This window comes from Faecalicatena orotica (assembly GCF_905197545.1).
Taxonomy (GTDB): Bacteria; Bacillota; Clostridia; order Lachnospirales; family Lachnospiraceae; genus Faecalicatena_A; species Faecalicatena_A orotica.
On record NZ_CAJJZH010000002.1, the window covers coordinates 648,578 to 668,618 of the forward strand.

Genomic DNA, 20,041 nt, shown 5'->3' on the forward strand with positions numbered 1-20,041 from the left:
AGAGGAATGGATTATGGGATTAATAAAATTGAGTAAAGTTTTAACGCCTGCAATGGAGCAGGGATATGCAGTAGGAGCTTTCAATACGGCAGATTTTAATTATACAGAAGGTCTGGCCCGTGCAGCGGAAGAGTCAGGCAAACCACTTATCATGATGCTTCCCAGTTATTATTTTGATATGCAGGATATGGAATCATTTTATGACTTTAATTTGGATCGAATAAAAAAGTCTACAGGTAATATTGTATATCATCTGGATCATGGACAAAGCTTTGATATTTGCATGAAGGGCATTCATGCGGGATGTAACTCTATTATGTTTGATGGCTCCAGGCTTCCGTTTGAAGAAAATATAGCAATCACAAAAGAGATTGTAAAGATTGCCCATGCGTGTAATGTAGAGGTCGAAGCTGAGATCGGACATGTGGCTGCGCCGGAGGGGAATCCTGAGGGCAGTGTGGCAAAAGAAGAATTTTTTACGAATCCGGATAATGCGGTAACCTTTGCAAAAGAGACCGGCGTTGATGCATTGGCTGTAGCAGTGGGCACCGTGCATGGAGTATACCGCGGCAGACCCAAATTGGATTACGAGAGACTGAAGGAGATCAGAAGAAGGGTAGACGTTCCTCTGGTTATGCATGGTGGGAGTGGACTGCCTGAGGAAGATTTCCAGAATGCGATTAAACTTGGAATTACAAAAGTGAACTTTTTCACAGAAATGATGCTTAAGACAATAACGAATATGTACAATGCCATAGAAGAAAAGAATGGAAAACCACGTTATATTGATTTGCAGCAGTTAATCGTCAAAACTGTCAAGGAATGCGCTGAGGAGCAGATGGAGATATTTGGGACTCCTCCTATGAAATGAGGGAATAATAAGGGCAGGTCATGATAACAAAAAGAAAACGAAACACAAAGAACTCCATGTGAAGGGGATGCTCCCTGCATGGAGTTCTTTCTTGTTTACAGTGGGGAATTCTATCTTTTGACTCACTAACTTGGCACAGTATTTGCGTAATATAAAGATAGATGGATTAGTGAGTGTATCAAATCAAAAGGAGGTTTTAACATGTTAGTGACTATGAAGGCAATTCTGGACCGTGCCAGCAGAGAAAATTATGGTGTGGCAGCCCCCAACATTTTTAGTGAGTTAGATGCAAGGGCGTTTATAGAGGCGGCGGAGGAGCTGCAGGCGCCATTGATTCTGGATATCGGTGCAAAAGGGTGCAAGGATATGTACTTTCTTGGACATCTGGTAAGGGACCTGGCCCGAAATGCAACCGTACCAATTGCAATCAATTTGGATCATGGCGGAGACATATCGGAGATTTACAGGGCGATTCAGGCCGGGTTTACATCTGTTATGGTAGATCGTTCGACGTTATCCTTTGAGGAAAATGTCAAGCAGGTTAAAGAAGTTGTTGATATTGCTCATTCAATAGGTCTCTCTGTTGAGGCAGAGTTAGGGCATGTAGGTCAGGCAGTCCAGTACGATGTGGATAGAGATGCAGCACTGACAAGTGTAGAGGATGCTGTAAGATTTATTGAATTAACAGGAGTTGACTGTCTTGCAGTAGCAATTGGAACAGCGCATGGGATATATCCGGAAGGTTTTGTGCCATACTTAGATTTTGAGAGACTATCAGAAATAAAAAAAGCAGTTAATCAATTTCCACTTGTACTTCATGGGTCATCAGGAACAGACAATGAGTCCCTTGCTAAAGCGTGCTCTATGGGGATAAATAAAATTAACATATGCGGAGAATTGTGTCAGGCAGCCAGTGAGGCTGTGCAGAGAGCGGACCTGTCGGGCAATAAAGCATATTCCGTATATGATGTTTCCCGGGATGCAGCAAAAGCAAAATTAAAAGAAAAGATGAAGGTATATGGATCCGAAGGCAAAGCATGGCTGGCTAAACCGGAAGGTGTTCATGCGGTTAACAGTGACTTATTCGGTTAGGATACCGTATACCAGGAGGGAGGAATCAGAATGGGTAAAATAGCACTTTGCAGAGTGGATTACAGGCTGGCCCACGGGCAGGTTGCTTTTACATGGGTCAGGGCACTGAATGCAAAAAAAATAGTGATTTTTGATAACGAGGTGGCAAAAGATAAACTATCATTAAAGATTATGCAGACAGGCATGAAAGGGACTAAAGTCGTTGCGTATCCTATCGAAAAAGGTGTACAGGAATACATGGAGACAAAGTTTGGACCCGGAAATATTATCGTGATTTTTAGAAATGTGGAAAATGCATATAAAGCTTACCAGCTTGGATTCAAATTTAACCATTTGAATGTGGCACAAGTTCCGATGGAAGAGGGCAGGAGACATGTTGTAGCAACCATTTGCTTAAATGATAAAGAAATGGAAATGCTGACAGAACTGCATAATGATGGCGTAGATGTTTATAATCACCAGACTATTACAGATACAAAAAACAGTTATGAAACGATCTTAAAGATAATGACAAAATAGGCATTAGCATTGAACGTAAAGGAAATGCATTACAAGGAGGAGCAGGAAATGGCAAAAAAAATGTTAGTTGTATCAGAACATCAGGAAAACTACGAACGATTCAGCAAAGGTGCAGTTTATGATGTGTTTAAACGTACGGCAGATAAGTACGGCTATGATCTGGAAGTGGTATACGATGATGGTCTGGGCTGTGAGGGGGATGGATGGCGGGAGGCCGCGCTTAAAGTGGAGACAAGGGGACCGGGATGGGTAAGACATTCGCCGGAATTTTTAAAAGCGGTAGAAGATGCAAATATTATTGTCGTATCCTTTTCAGCTGTGGGAAGACAATTACTTGACGCGGCGAAAAATCTGGAACTGGTAGCTGTTATGAGAAGCGGAATAGAAAATATCGACATGGAGGCATGCAGGGAAAAAGGGGTTCCGGTCTGCAATGCACCAGGAAGGGTATCAGAGCCGGTGGCTGATTTTACATCTGCATTGATTCTTGATATTAACAGGGGGATTACTTACGTAAATAAATTCTGGAAGCCCGGTATGGAAGAAGAACTGCTGCCCTATTTTCATCCGGAATTATATAAAGACCTGACGATTGGTATGGTTGGGTTCGGTATCATAGGAAGGAAAGTACTTCACAGACTTAAAAATTTTGGATTTAAGTTTATTGCATATGACCCTTATGTCAAACAAGAAGATGTGGCAGATCTGGGTGTGGAAATTATGTCATTGGATGAAGTGATGTCAAAAGCAGATACAGTAACGGTCCATGCAAGACTCCTTCCTGAGACGAAAAATCTTATAGGGGCACATGAGATATCTCTCATGAAGGAAAGTGCGTTTTTGGTAAATACGGCAAGGGGAGGTCTGGTCGACGAGAATGCATTGATTGAAGCATTAAAGGCAAGGAAAATAAGAGGGGCGGCGCTTGATGTATTAAAAACTGAACCCCTGCCAGATGATCACGTACTGAGGACGCTGGATAATGTAATCCTGACTCCCCATATGGCAGGGATGGCAGGAAATATGTTTGTGGTGTCTGCGGAAATTATTATGTCAGATGTTTCGGAATTTATGGCGGGGAGGCCTCTGCACAGTCAGATTAAATAAATGTTATGTAAAGAGAAGAATGGGAGAGCGTAGTGTGCTGTACAAATACATCAGGGTATAACAGTGCATAGCATAAGAAAGGAGAACCGTATGTCGTTTACTTTTTTTGAAGCACTTATTGTAGGTATTTTATACTATTTAGCATATTGTGAATTCAGTATTCCTTTTATCGGGGCCGGATGGCAGGACCCGGTAACAATTGGCTTTTTAATCGGTCTTGTGTATGGAGATGTTAAGACAGGCCTTGTTGTAGGGGCCTCCATAGGCATGATGTACATATCAAATATAGCGGTAGGAGGCAATCTGCCGTCAGACGGAGTGCTCGCGGCATGCGTCACTGTCCCGATATCTATAAAGTTTGGCCTGGATGCAACAACTGCCGTTGCCTTTTCCATACCATTTGCAGTATTAGGAACATTTGTTGATAATGGTCGTCGTTTAGTTAACGGTATGTGGAACCGGCGTGCAGTTACACATGTAGAGAATGAACAGTACAAGAAATTGTGGGTGGATGCGATTTTAGGTCCATCTGTGGTATCAATGCTGTTTCGAATTGTACCATTAACTCTGCTGCTTTGGCTGTTCGGAGGAGCGGCAGGGGATATTGTCTCACAGCTGCCGGCATGGCTTAGCAATGGATTATCTGTTATTGGCGGGATGCTGCCTGGTTTGGGGTTAGTGCTCTGTGTAAACTTTATGGGAAAGAAAGAGCTTCTTCCATATTTTCTGGTGGGATTTTACGCAATAACCCTTGGAAAAGTAAGTATCGTGTTTGTTGCATTGATCGGTGTATGCCTCGCATTTTTGCATGTTCAATTCTCCGCATCCAGATTTGAAGAGGACGATGAAGAAGACTACGAGGAGGAATATGAAGAGGATGATACATCACAGTCGATCTATGGAGATGGCTGTGCATTTAAGAGCAAAGGGCATCTGTATTGGTGGGGATTTAAGTTCTGTTGTTTCTTCCGTATTTCACAGTGTCTGGAATACTTTTATGGTACGGGTATTGGATACATGATGCTGGAACCGTTAAAGCGTGTTTATCAGGAAAACCGTGAAGGTTATAAAACAGCAATACTCAGGCATTTACAGCCATTCATTACAAACCCGTCATGGGGGGCTGCACTGGTTACAGGATCTATCGCAATGGAGGAAGACATTGCAAAACATGGTGATCCGTCAGGTGAAAAAGGCGAAGCAATCCAGACATTTAAGACAAGTCTTATGGGACCTCTGGCAGGAATTGGAGACAGCTTCGAAGGATCTATCATGATGCCGCTTTTTAAGTCAATTTGTTATCCGCTTGCACTGGCCGGCAATGTACTGGGTGCATTTCCATATGTATTGTGGTTTGGATGGATGACAATTGTAGCACTTTTTATGGATAAACTTGGATATGAACAGGGAAGGAAAGGCATTGCAAAGTTAATTAATAGTCCCATCGTTAATAAGGTACTTTATGGTGCGGGTGTCCTTGGAATCATGATGATGGGTGCACTTTCAGCAAGTTATGTGTCACTGAATATTAAAATCGGCTGGGAGACAAGTATGGGTGCAACAGATGTGGCATCAATTGTAAACGGTTTAATTCCGAGTTTCTTTACACTGCTGTTTTTAGGTATCTGCTATCTGCTGTTAAGCAAAGGAAAGTCATTTGTTAAAGTATTAATTGGTGTTGTTATATTTGGTCTGTTAGGTTCCTTGATAGGGATTGTTTAGGTCTGGTCAAAACAAAAATTAGAGGAGGAATGCAGCGTGAAAATTATTTTAGCATCACATGGCGACCTGGCAAAAGCATTTCTGGATGCAGCAAAAATGATTGTAGGGCCACAGGAAGATGTATTTGCTTTTGGGTTATATCCGGAAGCGAGCCTTGAGAAGTTTGAAAAAGATATCACAGAAAAAATCAAAGAATTTACAGAGCAGGGAGAAGACGTCATTGTCTTTACAGATGTTTTTTTCGGAACACCGTTCAATGCAGTGGTACACATAATGAATTGTTTGAAATTTTATCACTTTACAGGGATCAGTCTTCCTATTTTGCTGGAGGTACTTTCTCTAAAAGATATAGAAGATGCGGAAACGCTGAATGCCCATATTTTAGAAAAAAGCAGTTCAGTTTTTATAAACGTGAATCATTTTCTAGAGGAACAAAATTAGATTAATCTAAACGTTATCTAAGGATGTTCGATAAAAGAAAGGAGCCGGGAAAATGTACATTTTTATTTTTGCAGTGACTTTTATTATTTTAGTGCTGGTACAATTGGGAATTGACCGTATGAGTTTCAGCAGGATCGGAAAGTGTGAAATGGAGGTAAAAAGTACGGTTGAAAAGATGGATCTGCTGACCCAGTTCTTTCGAACCAGCCTCTGTTTTCTGATTGCAGGCTACTACATTTATAAAACAGGAAATGAGTTTTCCTATCACATCATGATTTTTACAGCAATTATGGGGGCACTGGCAAGTAAAATCTTTTTCCCGGTTATCACAATTTCCTGTTTTTCTGATGCATGTGGAATTTATGAAAATGGAATTGTGACGATGTGTGGTACGAAGTATTTTAAAAACGTAAAATCATTTTCCGTCCATGTTAGAAGCGACGCAGCCATAGCTGATAAAAAAATGATGCTTGTATTTCAGTCGAGGTTCCCTTATGTATCCAGACCATCCTATTTTTATATCAGTAAAAAGAATTATAACCGTGCGGAAAAATTGCTGGCAAAAAAATATCATGTATCGAAGGTACAGGCATAAAGGAGAAGCTCGCATAAAATAGCAGGAGGAAGAAAATGTTAGTTTCGATGAAGGAAATTACGCAGAGAGCGTATGAAGATAATTATTGTGTTATTGCACCAAATGTAAATTGGGAAATTGAGGCGAGGGCGGCAATAGAAGTGGCTGAAGAAATGCGGGCACCAATGATTTTGGATTTTGTTTATGGCTGCCACCCGGATATTATATTTTTGGGGGAAATACTGACAAAGCTTGCGGAACGTGCAAGTGTTCCGATAGCTGTAAATCAGGATCATGGTGCATGTATGGCACATAATATTGCAGCAATAAGGGCTGGATTTACAGGAATTATGGTAGACAGGTCATTACTCTCTTATGATGAAAATGTAGCACAAGTAAAAGAGATGACGTCTATTGCGCATAGTGTCGGCGTGGGCGTCGAGGGGGAACTGGGCCATGTAGGGGCGAATGATGTGAACGCAGAGGATAGTTCTCTGTATACAGATCCTGACCAGGCAAAGAGCTATGTAGATGCGACAGGCATCGATCAGCTGGCAATATCTATTGGAACAGCACATGGGGCATATAAGGGAAAGCCCGAGCTGAGGTTTGACATATTGGAGCGAATCAAAGAGACGGTGGATGTGCCTCTGGTGCTTCACGGCAGCTCGGGAACAGGTGATGACTTGTTAAAGAAAGCTTGTGAGCTGGGGATTAATAAAATGAATATCTATACCGACTTACTGACAAGTGCTGCCCGGGAAGTACAGAAGATGGATTTGGAAAAGGATTTTCTCCTTGAGTTTTATCCGAATTTGATAAAAGGATTCAAACGCAGATTAAAGGAAGTCGTGGAATTCAGCGGGAGTGCAGGAAAGGTCTGGGAGGCCGGGGGCGGCATTTTAGATCGCAGGATTATATTTGATGAGGGTGAGGTAAAACAGTCACATTAACACACTATTCTTTATAGAAGGGAGAAATAGGTATGGATTTAGGATTTCATGGAAAAACAGTAATCGTTACCGGAGGTACAAAAGGAATAGGAAGCGGGATAACAGAAGTCTTTGCAGAAGAAGGGGCGGACCTGATTGTAGATTACCGGTCAGATAAAGAAGGCAGTGAGGCTTTTATTCAGTCTATGCGTGATAAATATCATGCCAGAATATTTGGCGTTCAGGCTGATGTCAGCAAGCCGGATGATGTGATGCGTATCTTTGATTTTGCAGAAGAGACGTTTGGACATCTGGATGTTTTGATTAATAACGCGGGTGGGGGCATCACGACAATGATCTGGGACATTTCTCTGGAAGAGTGGAAGGAAAGTCTGGATAATAATGTGACAGGTATGTTCATGATGTGTAAAGAATTTGCAAAAAGAATGATTGCAAAGGAGCATAAAGGCTACATTGTGAATGTTTTAAGTAAGGCATCCCTTACGACAACGACGAAGGGCAGAGCATGCTATGTGACAAATAAAACGGCAGAAATGGGTCTTACGAAGCAGCTGGCGGTAGACCTGATTGACAAGGGAATTATCGTAAATGGAATCATGCCGGGGTCTGTTATGAACCAGATGATGTCGAAGTGGACTAAGGAAGAAATGGAGGCAAGGATTAAACGGTGTCCGACAGGAAGACTTGGACAGCCATATGAATTTGGCAAGATGGTTGCCTTTCTCGCGAGTGAACAGAACCAGCTCTCTGTTGGAGCCCCGGTTGATTATACTGGAGGGATGATGCTTGGCTTCTAGGACAAGGATAGATGAAAGGAGTAACTAGGATGGATAAAGTTCCGGTTGTGAAATTAGCAAATGGTGTGGAGATTCCCCAACTTGGGATTGGTATGATGAATGCACATACCCAGGAGGAAATGGATGCGGCTGTATCCAGCGCGTTGGAGGCCGGCTATACGTCATTTGACAGTGCTTATTGCTATAAGAATGAAAAAGAACTGGGAATTTCCCTGCAGAAATATGCAAAAAGCAGACAGGATATATTTCTTACAAGTAAATCCAGAACACTAAGACATGCTTATCAGGATGCAATAGATACAGTGTATCAGCAGCTGGAAGATCTTCAGACAAATTATTTAGACCTGTATCTGATTCACTGGCCGCTGCCGGTTAAACCAGCATTATATCTTGAGGCATGGAAAGCCTGTGAGAAATTATATAAAGACGGGATTATAAGGGCGATCGGTGTAAGTAATTTTTTTGTCAGGCACTTTCAAAAAATTATGAAGGAATGTGAAATTATTCCTATGGTAAATCAGATACAATGCCAGCCTTATTATGAAAATCTGGAAGTTACAGGTTTTTGCCGGGAGAATGGAATAGCTGTGGAATCATGGCAGCCATTAGGCGGTGGAGTTCTGCTTCGGGATGAGAAAATAGCCGCAATTGCGCACACAAGGGGAAAATCACCGGCCCAGATTATTTTGAGATGGCAGATACAGAAAGGATTTATAGCGATTCCGGGATCTGTAAAACCAGAACATATTAAACAAAATATTGATATTTTTGACTTTGAACTGACAGAAGGGGAGATGGATACAATTAATAAGATGGAATGTCAGCGACCGATTCTTCTTCCTATAGTGGATGAATATAATCCGGATGATTTTCCTATTTTATGGTAATTATGCGCAGAGACGGGGAACATATCATAAAAGATATGTTTCCTTTGCGTATTTAGGCAGACTGCGGAATATTTGTCCCCCGCGGGAATTTGAAAATATGTACTTTGAAAATTAAATAGTGAATGGAAAATAAAAGCCATGTCTATCTGTGTGAATCAATCTTGTAGAAAACAATTTTCGTATGATATACTTATAGAATACTATTGCTTTTTAAAAATAAGTTAAACGAAAAGAAATGGAGAAGCTTGATGATAGAACAATAAAGGGATGGAAGGGATGCGGCCATGATAAAAAGACAAGATATAATTTTAAATAAGGTAAAAGAGCTTTCTTTACAGGCACTTGAAAGGCATGAGGAGCCAGGAGTAACTGCACAGGAGGCGGCAGAACTTTTAAAGATGGACCGCGGAAATGTAAGCAAGGAGCTAAACCAGCTGGCTGCTTCAGAAAAATTGTTGAAAAAGGATGGAAGACCAGTCAGATTCAGTGATCCGGATACTTATGACCAGTATATTTTTCTTATAAACAGCGAAAAGATACAGCAGGCGTCATCGGAAGAAAGACAGGATGTAAATCCTTCGTTTCAGGATATTATTGGACAAGAGGGGTCATTAAAAATGCAGATTAAGCAGGTGAAGGCTGCGATGCTCTATCCGCCTCATGGTCTGCATACACTTCTGAACGGACCAACGGGTACAGGAAAAACAATGTTTGCCCAGAAAATGTTTGAATATGCCAGGCATATGAATATGCTCAAGCCAGATGCAGAGTTTGTGATATTCAATTGTGCCGAGTACGCAGAAAATTCCCAGCTGATTGTATCCCAGATCTTTGGACATAAAAAAGGGGCATTTACGGGGGCTGACAGAGATAAACCGGGGTTGATTGAAAGAGCGGATGGAGGAATACTCTTTTTAGATGAAATCCACCGCCTTCCGCCAGAAGGGCAGGAGATGCTTTTCAGCCTTATGGATTATGGCAAGTACCGCAGGCTGGGGGAGACGGAACGGAACCGTGAGGCAAATGTCCTGATTATAGGGGCTACTACAGAGGATCTGGGGGTCGTCCTGTTAAAAACATTTATGAGACGGATGCCGGTTGTGATTCAGCTGCCGGCACTGGAGGAGCGTCCCTTATTGGAACGTCTGGAAATGATTGAGATGTTCCTTATGCAGGAGCAGAAGAAAATATCTGTTTCAATAAAAATAGAAAGAGAAGTGATTCTAAGCCTGCTTTTATATGAATGTACAGGCAATATCGGACAGATAAAAGCAGATATACAGCTTTTATGTGCAAGAGCCTTCTGGGAGTATAAAGTGGGTGAAAAACATACAGTAGATCTGGACAGGCAGATGCTGCCGTTTTATATAGAACAGGGATATCATAAAGCAGCAGAGTCGAGGAACAGCCTGATCCAGTTTCTTCTGCATGGTGAAGAACATTACATATTTACCATAGGAACAGATCAGGGTGAGAACAGGCAGAATATCATCAGTAAGAAATATCTGATTTTTCAGAAGTTTTACTCCAAAAAGAAGGGCGCAGAGCAAGAACAGGAAATGAAAGACTATATTTCTTCTATGATTGAGAAAGAAAATGAAGACAGAAGAATATTTAGTAAAGATGCACTTAATAAAGTAATTACCGGAAAAGTATATTATGCGATTGAGGAAGCCCTGGAATTTGCAGAAATGAAGCTGAAAAGGGAACTGTCCGATAATGTAAAGATCGGTTTTGCACTTCATATCAATGCCCTGATAGAAGGGATGGATAAGAAAGGGGATATCCTTGAGGAAAGGCTGCAGGAAATTATAAATGCTCATCCGAAGGAAGTAAAGGTTGCTAAACTCATATTAAAGATTCTGGAAGAAGAACTGAACATCAATATCAATAAAGGGGAAATCGGTTATACAACCATATTTTTATGTGCCAATGAAGAAGACCGGGAAGTGAGAAAAATCGGAACCATAGTAATTGCCCACGGAGATAATACTGCCCAAAGTATAGCTGATGCCGCAAACAGACTTCTGGATACCAGTCACTGTAAGTTTATTAACATGCCGCTGAGTGAAGATGTGGAAGAGGTATACAGGAAAGCCGCACAGATGGTAACTCGTGTGAATGAGGGGCGCGGGGTGCTTTTAATGGTGGATATGGGATCACTGAATATGTTTGCAGAAAGGCTGGAGGAGGAGACGGGCATTCCTGTAAAGTCTGTAGGGATGGTCTCTACACTGACAGTACTGGAAGCGGTTCGCAAATGTACTTCAGAAGATTCAGAAATAGAAGAAGTAGCAGATTATCTGGATCAGATGATGGTACGTATGGTAGAGGAGAACAAGAGACAGAAAAACACAGAAACATGTGAAACCAGAGCAGCTATTCTGGTAACGTGCATATCAGGAATGGGGGCCGCCAAAAAAATTGCAGAGATGGTAAAGGCCATTACAGGTATAGAGGAAGAGGACCCTATTGAAATTTGTTGTATTGGGATCGATGGAAAAGATGCAGAAGGTATTTTTTTAGGAGGATATCAGGAAAAGGAGGTTCTTGCAGTTGTAGGAACGGCGGATATTCAATTGGGGGCAGTACCTTATATTTCTGTAGATGAGATTGTAATAGGTTCCGGGATTGAACGGTTAGAGCGGATATTAAGTGGTAAAAATGCCGGGAAAAATTATTCTGAAAAGAAAGGCAGAGCTGTTGATGAGCATGTTCTTACAGCTGCAATGCGTGAACTTCTGGAGTTTTTGGACGCTGAAAAGATTATGCCTATGATACTTGAAGGATTTTACCAATGCGAAAAACGTTTGGATATAAAAGATCAGGAAAACCGTATTGTGCGCTATACAATCCATGTAGCCTGTATGATAGAACGGCTCCTTAGAAAAGAGATATTACCATACCATGAAGTGGAAGAATATGAACGAAATCATTCTGAGGAATTTAAAGTAGTAGGTGAGACATTAGAGACGATAGAAAAGATGTTTCGGATTGAGGTACCATTTACCGAGAAGGCTTATATAGTAGAACTCTTAAATGGGGAGGGAAAATCATGAGGTACTTGAAATATGTAAGAATTGATGAAAGGCTGATTCATGGCCAGGTTCTGATTAAATGGCTGGAGAAACATGAAAGTAAAAGGGTAATTATTATAGATGACGCAATTATGGAGAACCCTATATTGATTAGTGTCATGCAAAGGTCGCTTCCGAAGGAATGTAATCTGGATGTGTATGGATGTGAGGACGGGGCCCGGTTTCTTTCACAAGAAGTATTTCAATATATACCAATGATTTTGGTCAGGACGGTTTCTACATTAGTTTGTCTGGAAAAGAAAGGCATTTTATTTGAAAAGATTAATATTGCACGTATGCCTTATTCACTGGGAAAGGAAGAAATATGTGAAAATGTTTATATGGACCATTCAGAAAAGGAGCTGATTCAATACTATTTAAAAAAGGGAAGCAGTGTGTATGTTCAGATGGTACCGGACAGTGAGAAAGTCTATTTGGGAAGGATAATAAAATAAGCAAGAGAAGGGAGTTTCCATACAAGTAAAGGAAGCTCCCTTTTTTTAGAAAGTAGGTAAATATGGAGAAAACAAGATATAGATATGTAATATTAATTCTGGTCTGTATGTGTGGTCTCAGCGCCTGTTACTGCCAATACCAGATGGCTCCGATGGCTCAGAAGATAATGGATATTTATGGGATAAGCCGTCAGCAGTATGCAACGGTGTTTTCTGCACCAATGGTCCCTGCTATATTGTGTAGTCTTCCGGCGGGCATGATTGTTGACAAAATAGGTGCCAAAAGGATTGTTTTAATCTGTCTGATTCTTGCAGCGGCGGGACTGTGGCTCAGAATTTTTGCAAAAGGATATGTAATGCTGTACCTTTGTATGCTATGTCCGGGATTTGCAGCCACTTTTGTAAACGCAACGAATGCAAAAATTTTCAGGGAATGGTTCCCTGTCAGACAGACAGGACTGGCGGTGGGGATTTTTTTAGCAGTTAGTGCGCTGGGTATGACAATTGGAACGGGAACAACAGCAATGCTGCCATCCTTGAAAATTGCATTTATTCTGGCAGGTATACTCACAAGTGTTACTGCCGTCTGCTGGAAAGTTTTTATGAGGGAGAGAAAAGATGTGCTTTCTATGGAGGATGGTGTAAAGGGGGATACATTATCATACCTGAAAACGGCGGTTATGAATCGCGATATTATATTAGGGAGTATAGGTATAATGTGTACTTTTGGAAATTATATGGTAATTAGCACATACCTTCCGACAGTACTCGAGAATAAAGGTATGACGTCTGTATCCGCAGGAGCGACGGCTTCAGTGGTTTCAATAGGATATCTGGCCGGATGTATACTGGTGCCTGTATTTGCAGATAAAGTGGGGCGGATAAGGCCGGTTATTATTGTGCTTTCTCTCATAGGGGCGGCTTTAAGTGCTTCAATTTATATCTTACCGGCAGGGGCAGTACTTACAGCAGGACTTTTTATGACGGGGATATGTATAGGGGGACTGCTGCCGCTTTTTATGTCATTTCCCGTAAGGATATCTGCAATCGGGGCAAAAAGGGCCGGTACGGCCGGGGGGATTATTTCAACGTTTCAATTACTGGGGGCGGTAATTATTCCCAGTTATATTATTTCTCCGATAGCCGGTGGCAATGATTTTATGCTATTTATACTAGGAGCATGTTTTAGCGCAGCAGTTTGTGTATTAGCTTTTTTCATGACAAAGGCAGTAGAATTATAAGAAAGGTGGCTGCATATGAATTTGGGATTAAGAGGAAAAATGGTGATTATATCAGGCGGGTCTAAAGGAATAGGGCTGGGATGCTGCAAGGTTTTTGCAGAAGAAGGGTGTAATATTGTTATGAACTTCCGTTCGGACGAAGAAGGGGCCAATAGGGAAGCACAGACATTGTACAGGCGATATGGCGTGAACGTCATGACGGTTAAGGCAGATGCTAGTGTGGAAGAGGAGGTAAAGAGATTATTTAACTATCTTGATGACGAAGGGGCAGAACCATGTTTTCTTATAAATAATGCAGCAGATACACGTGTGCGCCAGACTCCTTTTCAGGATATCGCGACAGATGACTGGCGGCATAGTCAGGAAGGGACATTAAACAGTGCTTTTTTTATGTCCAGGGAATTTGTAAAAAGGCTGATTATCAGAGAGCAGTCCGGGAGTATAGTAAATGTATTGTCCAAGTCCGCTTTTTTGTCCAGCAGCATATATAATAGTGCTTATGCGACAGCAAAAGGCGGGCTTGCGGTGTTTACCCGTTCACTGGCAAAAGAAGTGGCAGCGAAAGGAATCAGGGTTAATGGGATTATCCCCGGTTATGTGAAGACAGAACGGAATTATCGGAATGGAGATCCCAGAACGGAAGAGAAAAGAAGAATACTTCCTTCGGGGGAGTTCGCTGCCCCTAAAGATATCGGCGCTGCCGCAGCTTTTCTATGCTCGGATGCCGTGCGGAATATAATGAATGGGGCATTGCTTGATTGTACGGGCGGGACATTAATATAGCGTATAAAAATGGTATGTCAGACAAGATTAGCTGACATACCATTTTTAGAATTATGAAAAATAGGAACCTGTGTTATAGTCGGTGTAGATTAATTTGCTGATTTCCATTCTGGACTTTAAAATGGATGTCGGAGACATAGAGAGTTCGTCAATCCCGTATCTGATGAAAAGGGGCTGAAGCTTTGTATCTCCGGCAGATTCGCCGCAGATTCCGCAGGGAATGCCATTTTTATGGGCGGCTTCGATAGTATACCTGATCAGGGACAGAACTGCGGGATGGCGTGGATTATAAAGGTGGGCGACCTTTGGGTTGCCCCTGTCGGCAGCAAGTGTATACTGGGTCAGGTCATTTGTTCCGATAGAGAAGAAATCAACCTCTTTTGCAAAATCATCTGCCATAACAGCAGCACCCGGAACTTCTATCATCATCCCTACAGGGATTTGTGCACTGTAGCTGAATCCCTCTTTACTCAGGCTCGTTTTAACCTCATTCAAAACCGCTTTCGCTGCCCTTAGTTCCTCTAAGCTGGATATCATAGGAAACATAATCTGCAGATTTCCATAAGAACTTGCTCTTACTAAAGCTCGAAGCTGTGTGCGGAATAATTCCGTTCTGTCAAGACAGATCCGGATGGCACGATAACCTAAAAAAGGATTATCTTCCTTACTTAGGTTTAATGAAGGCAATTCTTTATCTCCTCCGATATCCAGTGTTCGTATAATGACCGGTTTGGGATTCATTTTTTCTAAAACGGCTTTATATGCTTCAAACTGAGTTTCTTCGTCGGGTAGAGTGCCGCTGTCCATATATAAAAATTCGCTGCGGAATAATCCGATTCCTTCTGCGTCTGCATCTAACACTTTATCGACATCCTTTGGAACCCCGATGTTGGCAAAAAGAGACAGCTGATGTCCGTCTTTTGTAATTGTAGGTTTACCTTTATAGGTGTTATAAAGTGCATGCAGCTCGGTTTCTTCCTGCTTAGCTTTAAGAAAACGGTTTATGGTTTCCTCAGTAACTTCTGTTTCAACGGTTCCATTTGTGCCATCTAAAAGTACCTGCATCCCGGTGCGTAATACATGTACTGCATCAGGAATCATACTTACAGCCGGTATGCCCAGATTTCTGGCTATAATAGCAGAGTGTGAGGCAGGACCACCTGTTTCAGTGATAAATCCGGCTACCTTGTCGAGATTCATGCGTGCTGTATCAGAAGGCGTAATCTCATAGGCAACAATAATATGGTTTTCTTCAAGGTTATTCAAATCAGTGTTCTGTATTCCAAGCAGATGTCTTAACAGGCGTTCACGGATATCCCTTGCATCAAGGGCACGGGCCTTCATATACTCGTCCCCCATGTTCTCAAACATGGAGATAATCTGATTGAACTGAAAGTCTGTTGCTTTTGCCGCATTCCAGTGATTATTACGGATTGCATCCGTGATTGGGATGACGAGGGAAAATTCATCTTCCAGTATTTCTTTGTGTGCAAGGAAAATTGCAGCATCTTCCTTAGAAAGTGTCTGGCATGCCTTTTCGTAGAGAATGCGATTTTCTTCTAAAGCACAGGTATGTGCATGGTTAAATCTCGAAATCTCTTGTTCCACATCTGTAATTGTATATTCCGGAACCAGTAGTGCACTTTTTTTAAGAACAATGACATTAGCTAATGCAGTTCCGGAAGATATTTTCAGGCCCTTTAACATAATGCATTCCCTCCTAACCTTTTATCTCTTCACCCAGGCCATTTTTAATCGCAGCCGAGATGAAATCAAGAGCCTTGTTTTCATCTGATCCGTTAATCTGCAGCTCAATCTCATCTTTGTATTTTACACAGGCTGAAAGAACAGAAAGAATAGATTTTCCATTATATATATTACCGCCTTTCGAAAAATGGACTGTGCTTTTAAATTGTCCTGTAGTCTGTACAAAATTACTTGCAGGTCTTGCGTGAAGACCGGAAGGATTCAGTACAGTAATTTTTTCGGTTACCATAGTAGTACCTCCTTAGCTGATATTAGTCTGAGTCCAGAAGCAGCTTTTTTAAATCAGCGACATGTCCGTCTTTGTCCTGAAATCTGGAGATTAAAAGTTCTGGAAGTTTAGTACAGGGATACTGTTCCCTTAGATCCAAAACCGCTATCAATAAATCCATACTTAATCCGGAGAGTGCTTCGGCGCCGTATTCATGTGTATAGCAGGCCGCAATATTATAGGGCGTGCCTCCAAGAATATCAACGAGGAATAAGAATGAATATCCTGATAAATCAGCCATTGTTTTCGAGATTGACTCTTCATAGTCTTTTAATGACATGTCAGGCATAAGGGAAAAGGCTTTAATATCATTTATTTGCCCGCCTATTACCATTTCCGTGCTTTTTATAAGTTCCTGTCCCCATAATCCATGCGTTAAGATGAAAATAAAGGTTCTCTTCATATGCTGCTCCTTTTGATCCACATTTGTATATGTAGCCTCAATTTATTATTTCGCAAAAATCATGCCAAGTTAGTGAGTCAAAATACTCACTGGTAACTGCGTCGGTCAAAACTGCCCTTAATCCCCAGTTCCTCACGGTATTTAGCAACTGCACGCCGGGAAACTTTTATATCCTGATTTTCTAACAGTTTCGCTAGTGCCTGGTCACTATAAGGCTTTTTCTTATTTTCGGCAGCAATATATTCTTTGATATATTGTTTTACCAGAGCAGACGTAATATTACCCTGCTCATGGGAAGAGACAGGTGCAGTAAATAAATTTTTCATAAAAATGCTGCCGCCCGGATATTGCAGGTACTTTCCTTTTACAGCCCTGCTTACGGTAGAAGTATGAATTCCGGCTTTTTCAGCAACATCGGACATGGTCATTGGAACGAGGGACGCATGGTGTTCAAAGTAATCCAACTGTATGTCCAAAATTACGTTTGTGATAGAAATAACCGTTTTTCGGCGCTGCTCGATACTGTCCAGAATAAATTGTACCCGGGTCAGTTTGCTCTTAAAATATGTAATTAAATCAGGGTCTGTCGAAGTCTCCATCATCTTAAGGTAATAGTCGTTGACCTGATAGTTTTCAATCCAGGAATCATTCAGCTGAATGGACCAGTCAGAGGACTCCTTTTTGAGAATGATGTCAGGAATAATAAAGCTGTTTTCACCGGAGTGGAAACCTGAGAGCGGATGTGGGTTCAGCCGCGCGATTAGTTCTATATTTTTGCGGACTTCTATTGTGGGAATATGCAGATTGCGGGATATGTTACTTATTTTGCCATCTGCTATATCCTGAAGATGACAGCGGATCATAAGTGTCAGGATTTCGGTATTCATATCCAATGCATCAAGCTGCCTGAGAAGACAGTCTTTGAGATCAGCGGAGAAGATACCATAGGGTTCTAATTGCTGCAGTGTAACGAGACACTGCCGGACCAGTGATTCGGAAGCACCGGTTTTTTCGGCAGCTTCTTTGACAGGCATGGTAAACAGGCCGTTATCATCCAGACATTCAATGAGATAAATAAAAAGTCCCCATTCCTGCCTGCTATAAAGTCTGCTGTCTAGCTGGCTTAAAAGATAATCACGAAGCAGATTCTCTTTCGGGGCGGCAAAATCCCGTGAGTGGTCATCATCGTCATCGACAGAGCTGAAACCTGCTGCACCACTGCTGTTTTGTGTTCCGTAATAAGCAGATAAAGGTTCTGCAATGCTGTCACCGTATGGTTCTTCGCTATGGTCTAACAATGGATTTTCTAAATATTCAGTTTTTAAAAATTGATTCAGCTCAATGCTGTCCATAGCCAGAATTTCCAGTGACTGAATCTGCGCCTGAGACATCTGCTGACGCTGCTGTAAAGTCAAATTTAAATTCATAAAAACACCACCTATTCTAATAAGTAAATAGTAGCATACAGTGAGAAAGCATGACAAGTGTAAAGATCATAAGGATAGGGGGATACAGGTTAATGAATTAGCGCTTGCAAGACGGCCAACTTCATGATATACTCCTTCTAAAAACATTTTAGGAGGAGTTATTTTTTATGGATTCAGACCCTGACGGGAACACGGTTATTTTTCAATTGTTACTTTTATTATTTTTCACTATCATGAACGCATTTTTTGCCGGGGCCGAGATGGCTGTGGTTTCTGTGAACAAGAACAGGATCCGGAGTCTGGCGGAGGAGGGTAATAAGAAGGCGGTTGTGATTCAGAGCCTCTTTGAGGATTCCACGAAGTTTCTTTCAACGATTCAGGTAGCGATTACATTTGCGGGATTTTATTCCAGTGCATCTGCAGCGGCGGGGATTGCCCCGGTACTTGCGGGATGGCTCGATAGTATCCACATACCTTACAGCACGGCCATCGCCAGAAACGGGGTGACCTTACTTTTGATGTTCTTCAACCTTGTGTTCGGGGAGCTTGTGCCGAAAAGGATTGCACTGCAGAAGGCGGAGACTTTCTGTATGTTTACTGTAATGCCTATCCATTACATCTCAAAGATACTTTCCCCGTTTATCAGGCTGCTTTCTGTCTCAACGAAGGGAGTGCTTAAGCTCCTGCGGATGAAGACGGAAGACCAGGAGGAGGCGGTGACAGAAGAGGAAATCAAAGCTCTTTTGAAGGCGGGAAATGAAAATGGAACATTTGAGGATGAAGAACGTGAGATGATCAATTCCGTCTTTTCATTTGATGACAGAAGCGCACGTGAGGTTATGGTGCCGAGGCGCGATGTTTATGCACTCGATGTGGAAGAACCGTTTGTCACGCTGGCGGACGAGGTGCTGGAATCCAGACATTCCAGAATTCCGATCTATGAAGGTAACATCGATAATATTATAGGAATCCTGCATGTAAAGGATGTCATGATCGAGGTTCATAAAAACGGATGGGATAATCTGGACATCAGAAAGTTAATGAGAAAGCCATTTTTTGTTCCGGATACAAGGGATGCGGATGAATTATTCCGTGAACTCCAGAAACAACGCAGGCATATGGCTGTTCTTGTAGATGAATACGGCGGATTTTCCGGTATTGTTACTGTGGAGGACCTTGTAGAAGAGATCATGGGAGAAATCAATGAAGAATACGAGGAAGTCGTGCAGGAGATTATCATGCTGGGTGAAAATGAGTATCTGCTGGACGGCGGTGCGCTGGTGGATGATATTAATGAAGAACTGGGATTGAAACTGAAGACGGAAAATTATGATACATTGTCGGGCTACCTGATCGAGCAGCTGGGATATATTCCGGATAAAGACAGCCGGGAAAAGCTTACTGCCGGCGGGGTTGAGTTTACGATAGAAGAAGTCGGGGGGAACCGTATCAGCAAGGCTAGGGCGGTCCTTCCTGCATCCCCGGAAGGTACTTTAGAGACGGATCAGGATTCCTTATCGTAAAATGCTGCGGAGGGATATCATGCCCGGACCGGTTTTAACAATAACCGGAAAGTCCGCAGGCGAAATGAAAAATCTCTGCTTAGTTATTGAACTTACGTTAGTTCGCGGGTATAATAAAGCTGTATTTAGAAAAA

The 20,041-nt window shown here is 41.9% G+C and carries 19 protein-coding genes; 15 read left to right on the forward strand and 4 right to left on the reverse strand.

Features of this window, described 5'->3' with window-relative positions; all coding sequences use genetic code 11:
* The first annotated feature begins 13 nt into the window (after positions 1–13).
* The 14 genes from ABIN22_RS06650 to ABIN22_RS06715 all read left to right on the forward strand — a co-directional run bounded on the left by ABIN22_RS06650 (position 14) and on the right by ABIN22_RS06715 (position 14,519).
* Positions 14–871, forward strand: coding sequence for a class II fructose-bisphosphate aldolase (locus ABIN22_RS06650; RefSeq protein WP_346907462.1), 858 nt, complete (start codon positions 14–16; stop codon positions 869–871).
* 201 nt (positions 872–1,072) lie between these two features.
* Complete coding sequence (locus tag ABIN22_RS06655; protein WP_346907464.1) at positions 1,073–1,963, forward strand: class II fructose-bisphosphate aldolase; 891 nt, start codon at positions 1,073–1,075, stop codon at positions 1,961–1,963.
* Between the two features lie 30 nt (positions 1,964–1,993).
* Positions 1,994–2,482, forward strand: coding sequence for a PTS sugar transporter subunit IIB (locus tag ABIN22_RS06660; RefSeq protein ID WP_118622450.1), 489 nt, complete (start codon positions 1,994–1,996; stop codon positions 2,480–2,482).
* A gap of 48 nt (positions 2,483–2,530) precedes the next feature.
* Positions 2,531–3,589, forward strand: a complete 1,059-nt coding sequence (locus ABIN22_RS06665) for a 2-hydroxyacid dehydrogenase (protein WP_346907466.1) — start codon at positions 2,531–2,533, stop codon at positions 3,587–3,589.
* Between the two features lie 90 nt (positions 3,590–3,679).
* Positions 3,680–5,311 carry a PTS system mannose/fructose/sorbose family transporter subunit IID gene (locus ABIN22_RS06670; RefSeq protein ID WP_118622454.1) on the forward strand — a complete coding sequence of 544 codons (1,632 nt, stop codon included), beginning with the start codon at positions 3,680–3,682 and terminating at the stop codon, positions 5,309–5,311.
* 36 nt (positions 5,312–5,347) lie between these two features.
* Positions 5,348–5,752 (forward strand): PTS sugar transporter subunit IIA, encoded by a 405-nt coding sequence (locus ABIN22_RS06675; protein ID WP_118622456.1) that lies wholly within the window; start codon positions 5,348–5,350, stop codon positions 5,750–5,752.
* 52 nt (positions 5,753–5,804) lie between these two features.
* Complete coding sequence (locus ABIN22_RS06680) at positions 5,805–6,347, forward strand: hypothetical protein (protein WP_118622458.1); 543 nt, start codon at positions 5,805–5,807, stop codon at positions 6,345–6,347.
* A gap of 35 nt (positions 6,348–6,382) precedes the next feature.
* A complete protein-coding gene (locus ABIN22_RS06685; protein WP_346907468.1) occupies positions 6,383–7,279 on the forward strand; it encodes a class II fructose-bisphosphate aldolase in 897 nt (298 codons plus the stop codon).
* 32 nt (positions 7,280–7,311) lie between these two features.
* On the forward strand, positions 7,312–8,076 hold the full coding sequence (locus tag ABIN22_RS06690; RefSeq protein ID WP_346907470.1) for an SDR family NAD(P)-dependent oxidoreductase: 765 nt from the start codon (positions 7,312–7,314) through the stop codon (positions 8,074–8,076).
* 29 nt (positions 8,077–8,105) lie between these two features.
* On the forward strand, positions 8,106–8,963 hold the full coding sequence (locus ABIN22_RS06695; RefSeq protein ID WP_346907472.1) for an aldo/keto reductase: 858 nt from the start codon (positions 8,106–8,108) through the stop codon (positions 8,961–8,963).
* Positions 8,964–9,247: 284 nt separating this feature from the next.
* Positions 9,248–12,022, forward strand: a complete 2,775-nt coding sequence (locus tag ABIN22_RS06700; RefSeq protein WP_346907474.1) for a sigma-54-dependent transcriptional regulator — start codon at positions 9,248–9,250, stop codon at positions 12,020–12,022.
* Entirely contained in the window at positions 12,019–12,495 is a 477-nt protein-coding gene (locus ABIN22_RS06705; protein ID WP_346907476.1) for a PTS sugar transporter subunit IIB, read from the forward strand. The genes ABIN22_RS06700 and ABIN22_RS06705 overlap by 4 nt, the downstream gene beginning before the upstream one ends.
* Positions 12,496–12,557: 62 nt before the next feature.
* The gene (locus ABIN22_RS06710) at positions 12,558–13,736 is read left to right on the forward strand and encodes an MFS transporter (RefSeq protein ID WP_346907478.1); all 1,179 of its coding nucleotides are present in this window, start codon (positions 12,558–12,560) and stop codon (positions 13,734–13,736) included.
* Positions 13,737–13,751: 15 nt separating this feature from the next.
* Positions 13,752–14,519: an SDR family NAD(P)-dependent oxidoreductase gene (locus ABIN22_RS06715; RefSeq protein ID WP_346907480.1), complete on the forward strand. Its 768-nt coding sequence runs from the start codon at positions 13,752–13,754 to the stop codon at positions 14,517–14,519.
* A gap of 51 nt (positions 14,520–14,570) precedes the next feature.
* On the opposite strand, the gene ptsP is transcribed toward ABIN22_RS06715, so the two are convergent.
* The 4 genes from ptsP to rpoN all read right to left on the reverse strand — a co-directional run bounded on the left by ptsP (position 14,571) and on the right by rpoN (position 18,384).
* Positions 14,571–16,226, reverse strand: coding sequence for a phosphoenolpyruvate--protein phosphotransferase (gene ptsP, locus ABIN22_RS06720; protein ID WP_346907482.1), 1,656 nt, complete (start codon positions 16,224–16,226; stop codon positions 14,571–14,573).
* A 13-nt stretch (positions 16,227–16,239) separates the two neighbouring features.
* Entirely contained in the window at positions 16,240–16,515 is a 276-nt protein-coding gene (locus tag ABIN22_RS06725; RefSeq protein ID WP_118622476.1) for an HPr family phosphocarrier protein, read from the reverse strand.
* 22 nt (positions 16,516–16,537) lie between these two features.
* Positions 16,538–16,957, reverse strand: coding sequence for a PTS sugar transporter subunit IIA (locus ABIN22_RS06730; protein ID WP_346907484.1), 420 nt, complete (start codon positions 16,955–16,957; stop codon positions 16,538–16,540).
* An 86-nt stretch (positions 16,958–17,043) separates the two neighbouring features.
* Positions 17,044–18,384 (reverse strand): RNA polymerase factor sigma-54, encoded by a 1,341-nt coding sequence (gene rpoN / locus ABIN22_RS06735; RefSeq protein ID WP_346907487.1) that lies wholly within the window; start codon positions 18,382–18,384, stop codon positions 17,044–17,046.
* A 167-nt stretch (positions 18,385–18,551) separates the two neighbouring features.
* Between rpoN and ABIN22_RS06740 the strand changes: the two genes are divergently transcribed.
* Positions 18,552–19,907 carry a hemolysin family protein gene (locus ABIN22_RS06740; protein WP_346907489.1) on the forward strand — a complete coding sequence of 452 codons (1,356 nt, stop codon included), beginning with the start codon at positions 18,552–18,554 and terminating at the stop codon, positions 19,905–19,907.
* Positions 19,908–20,041 lie beyond the last annotated feature (134 nt).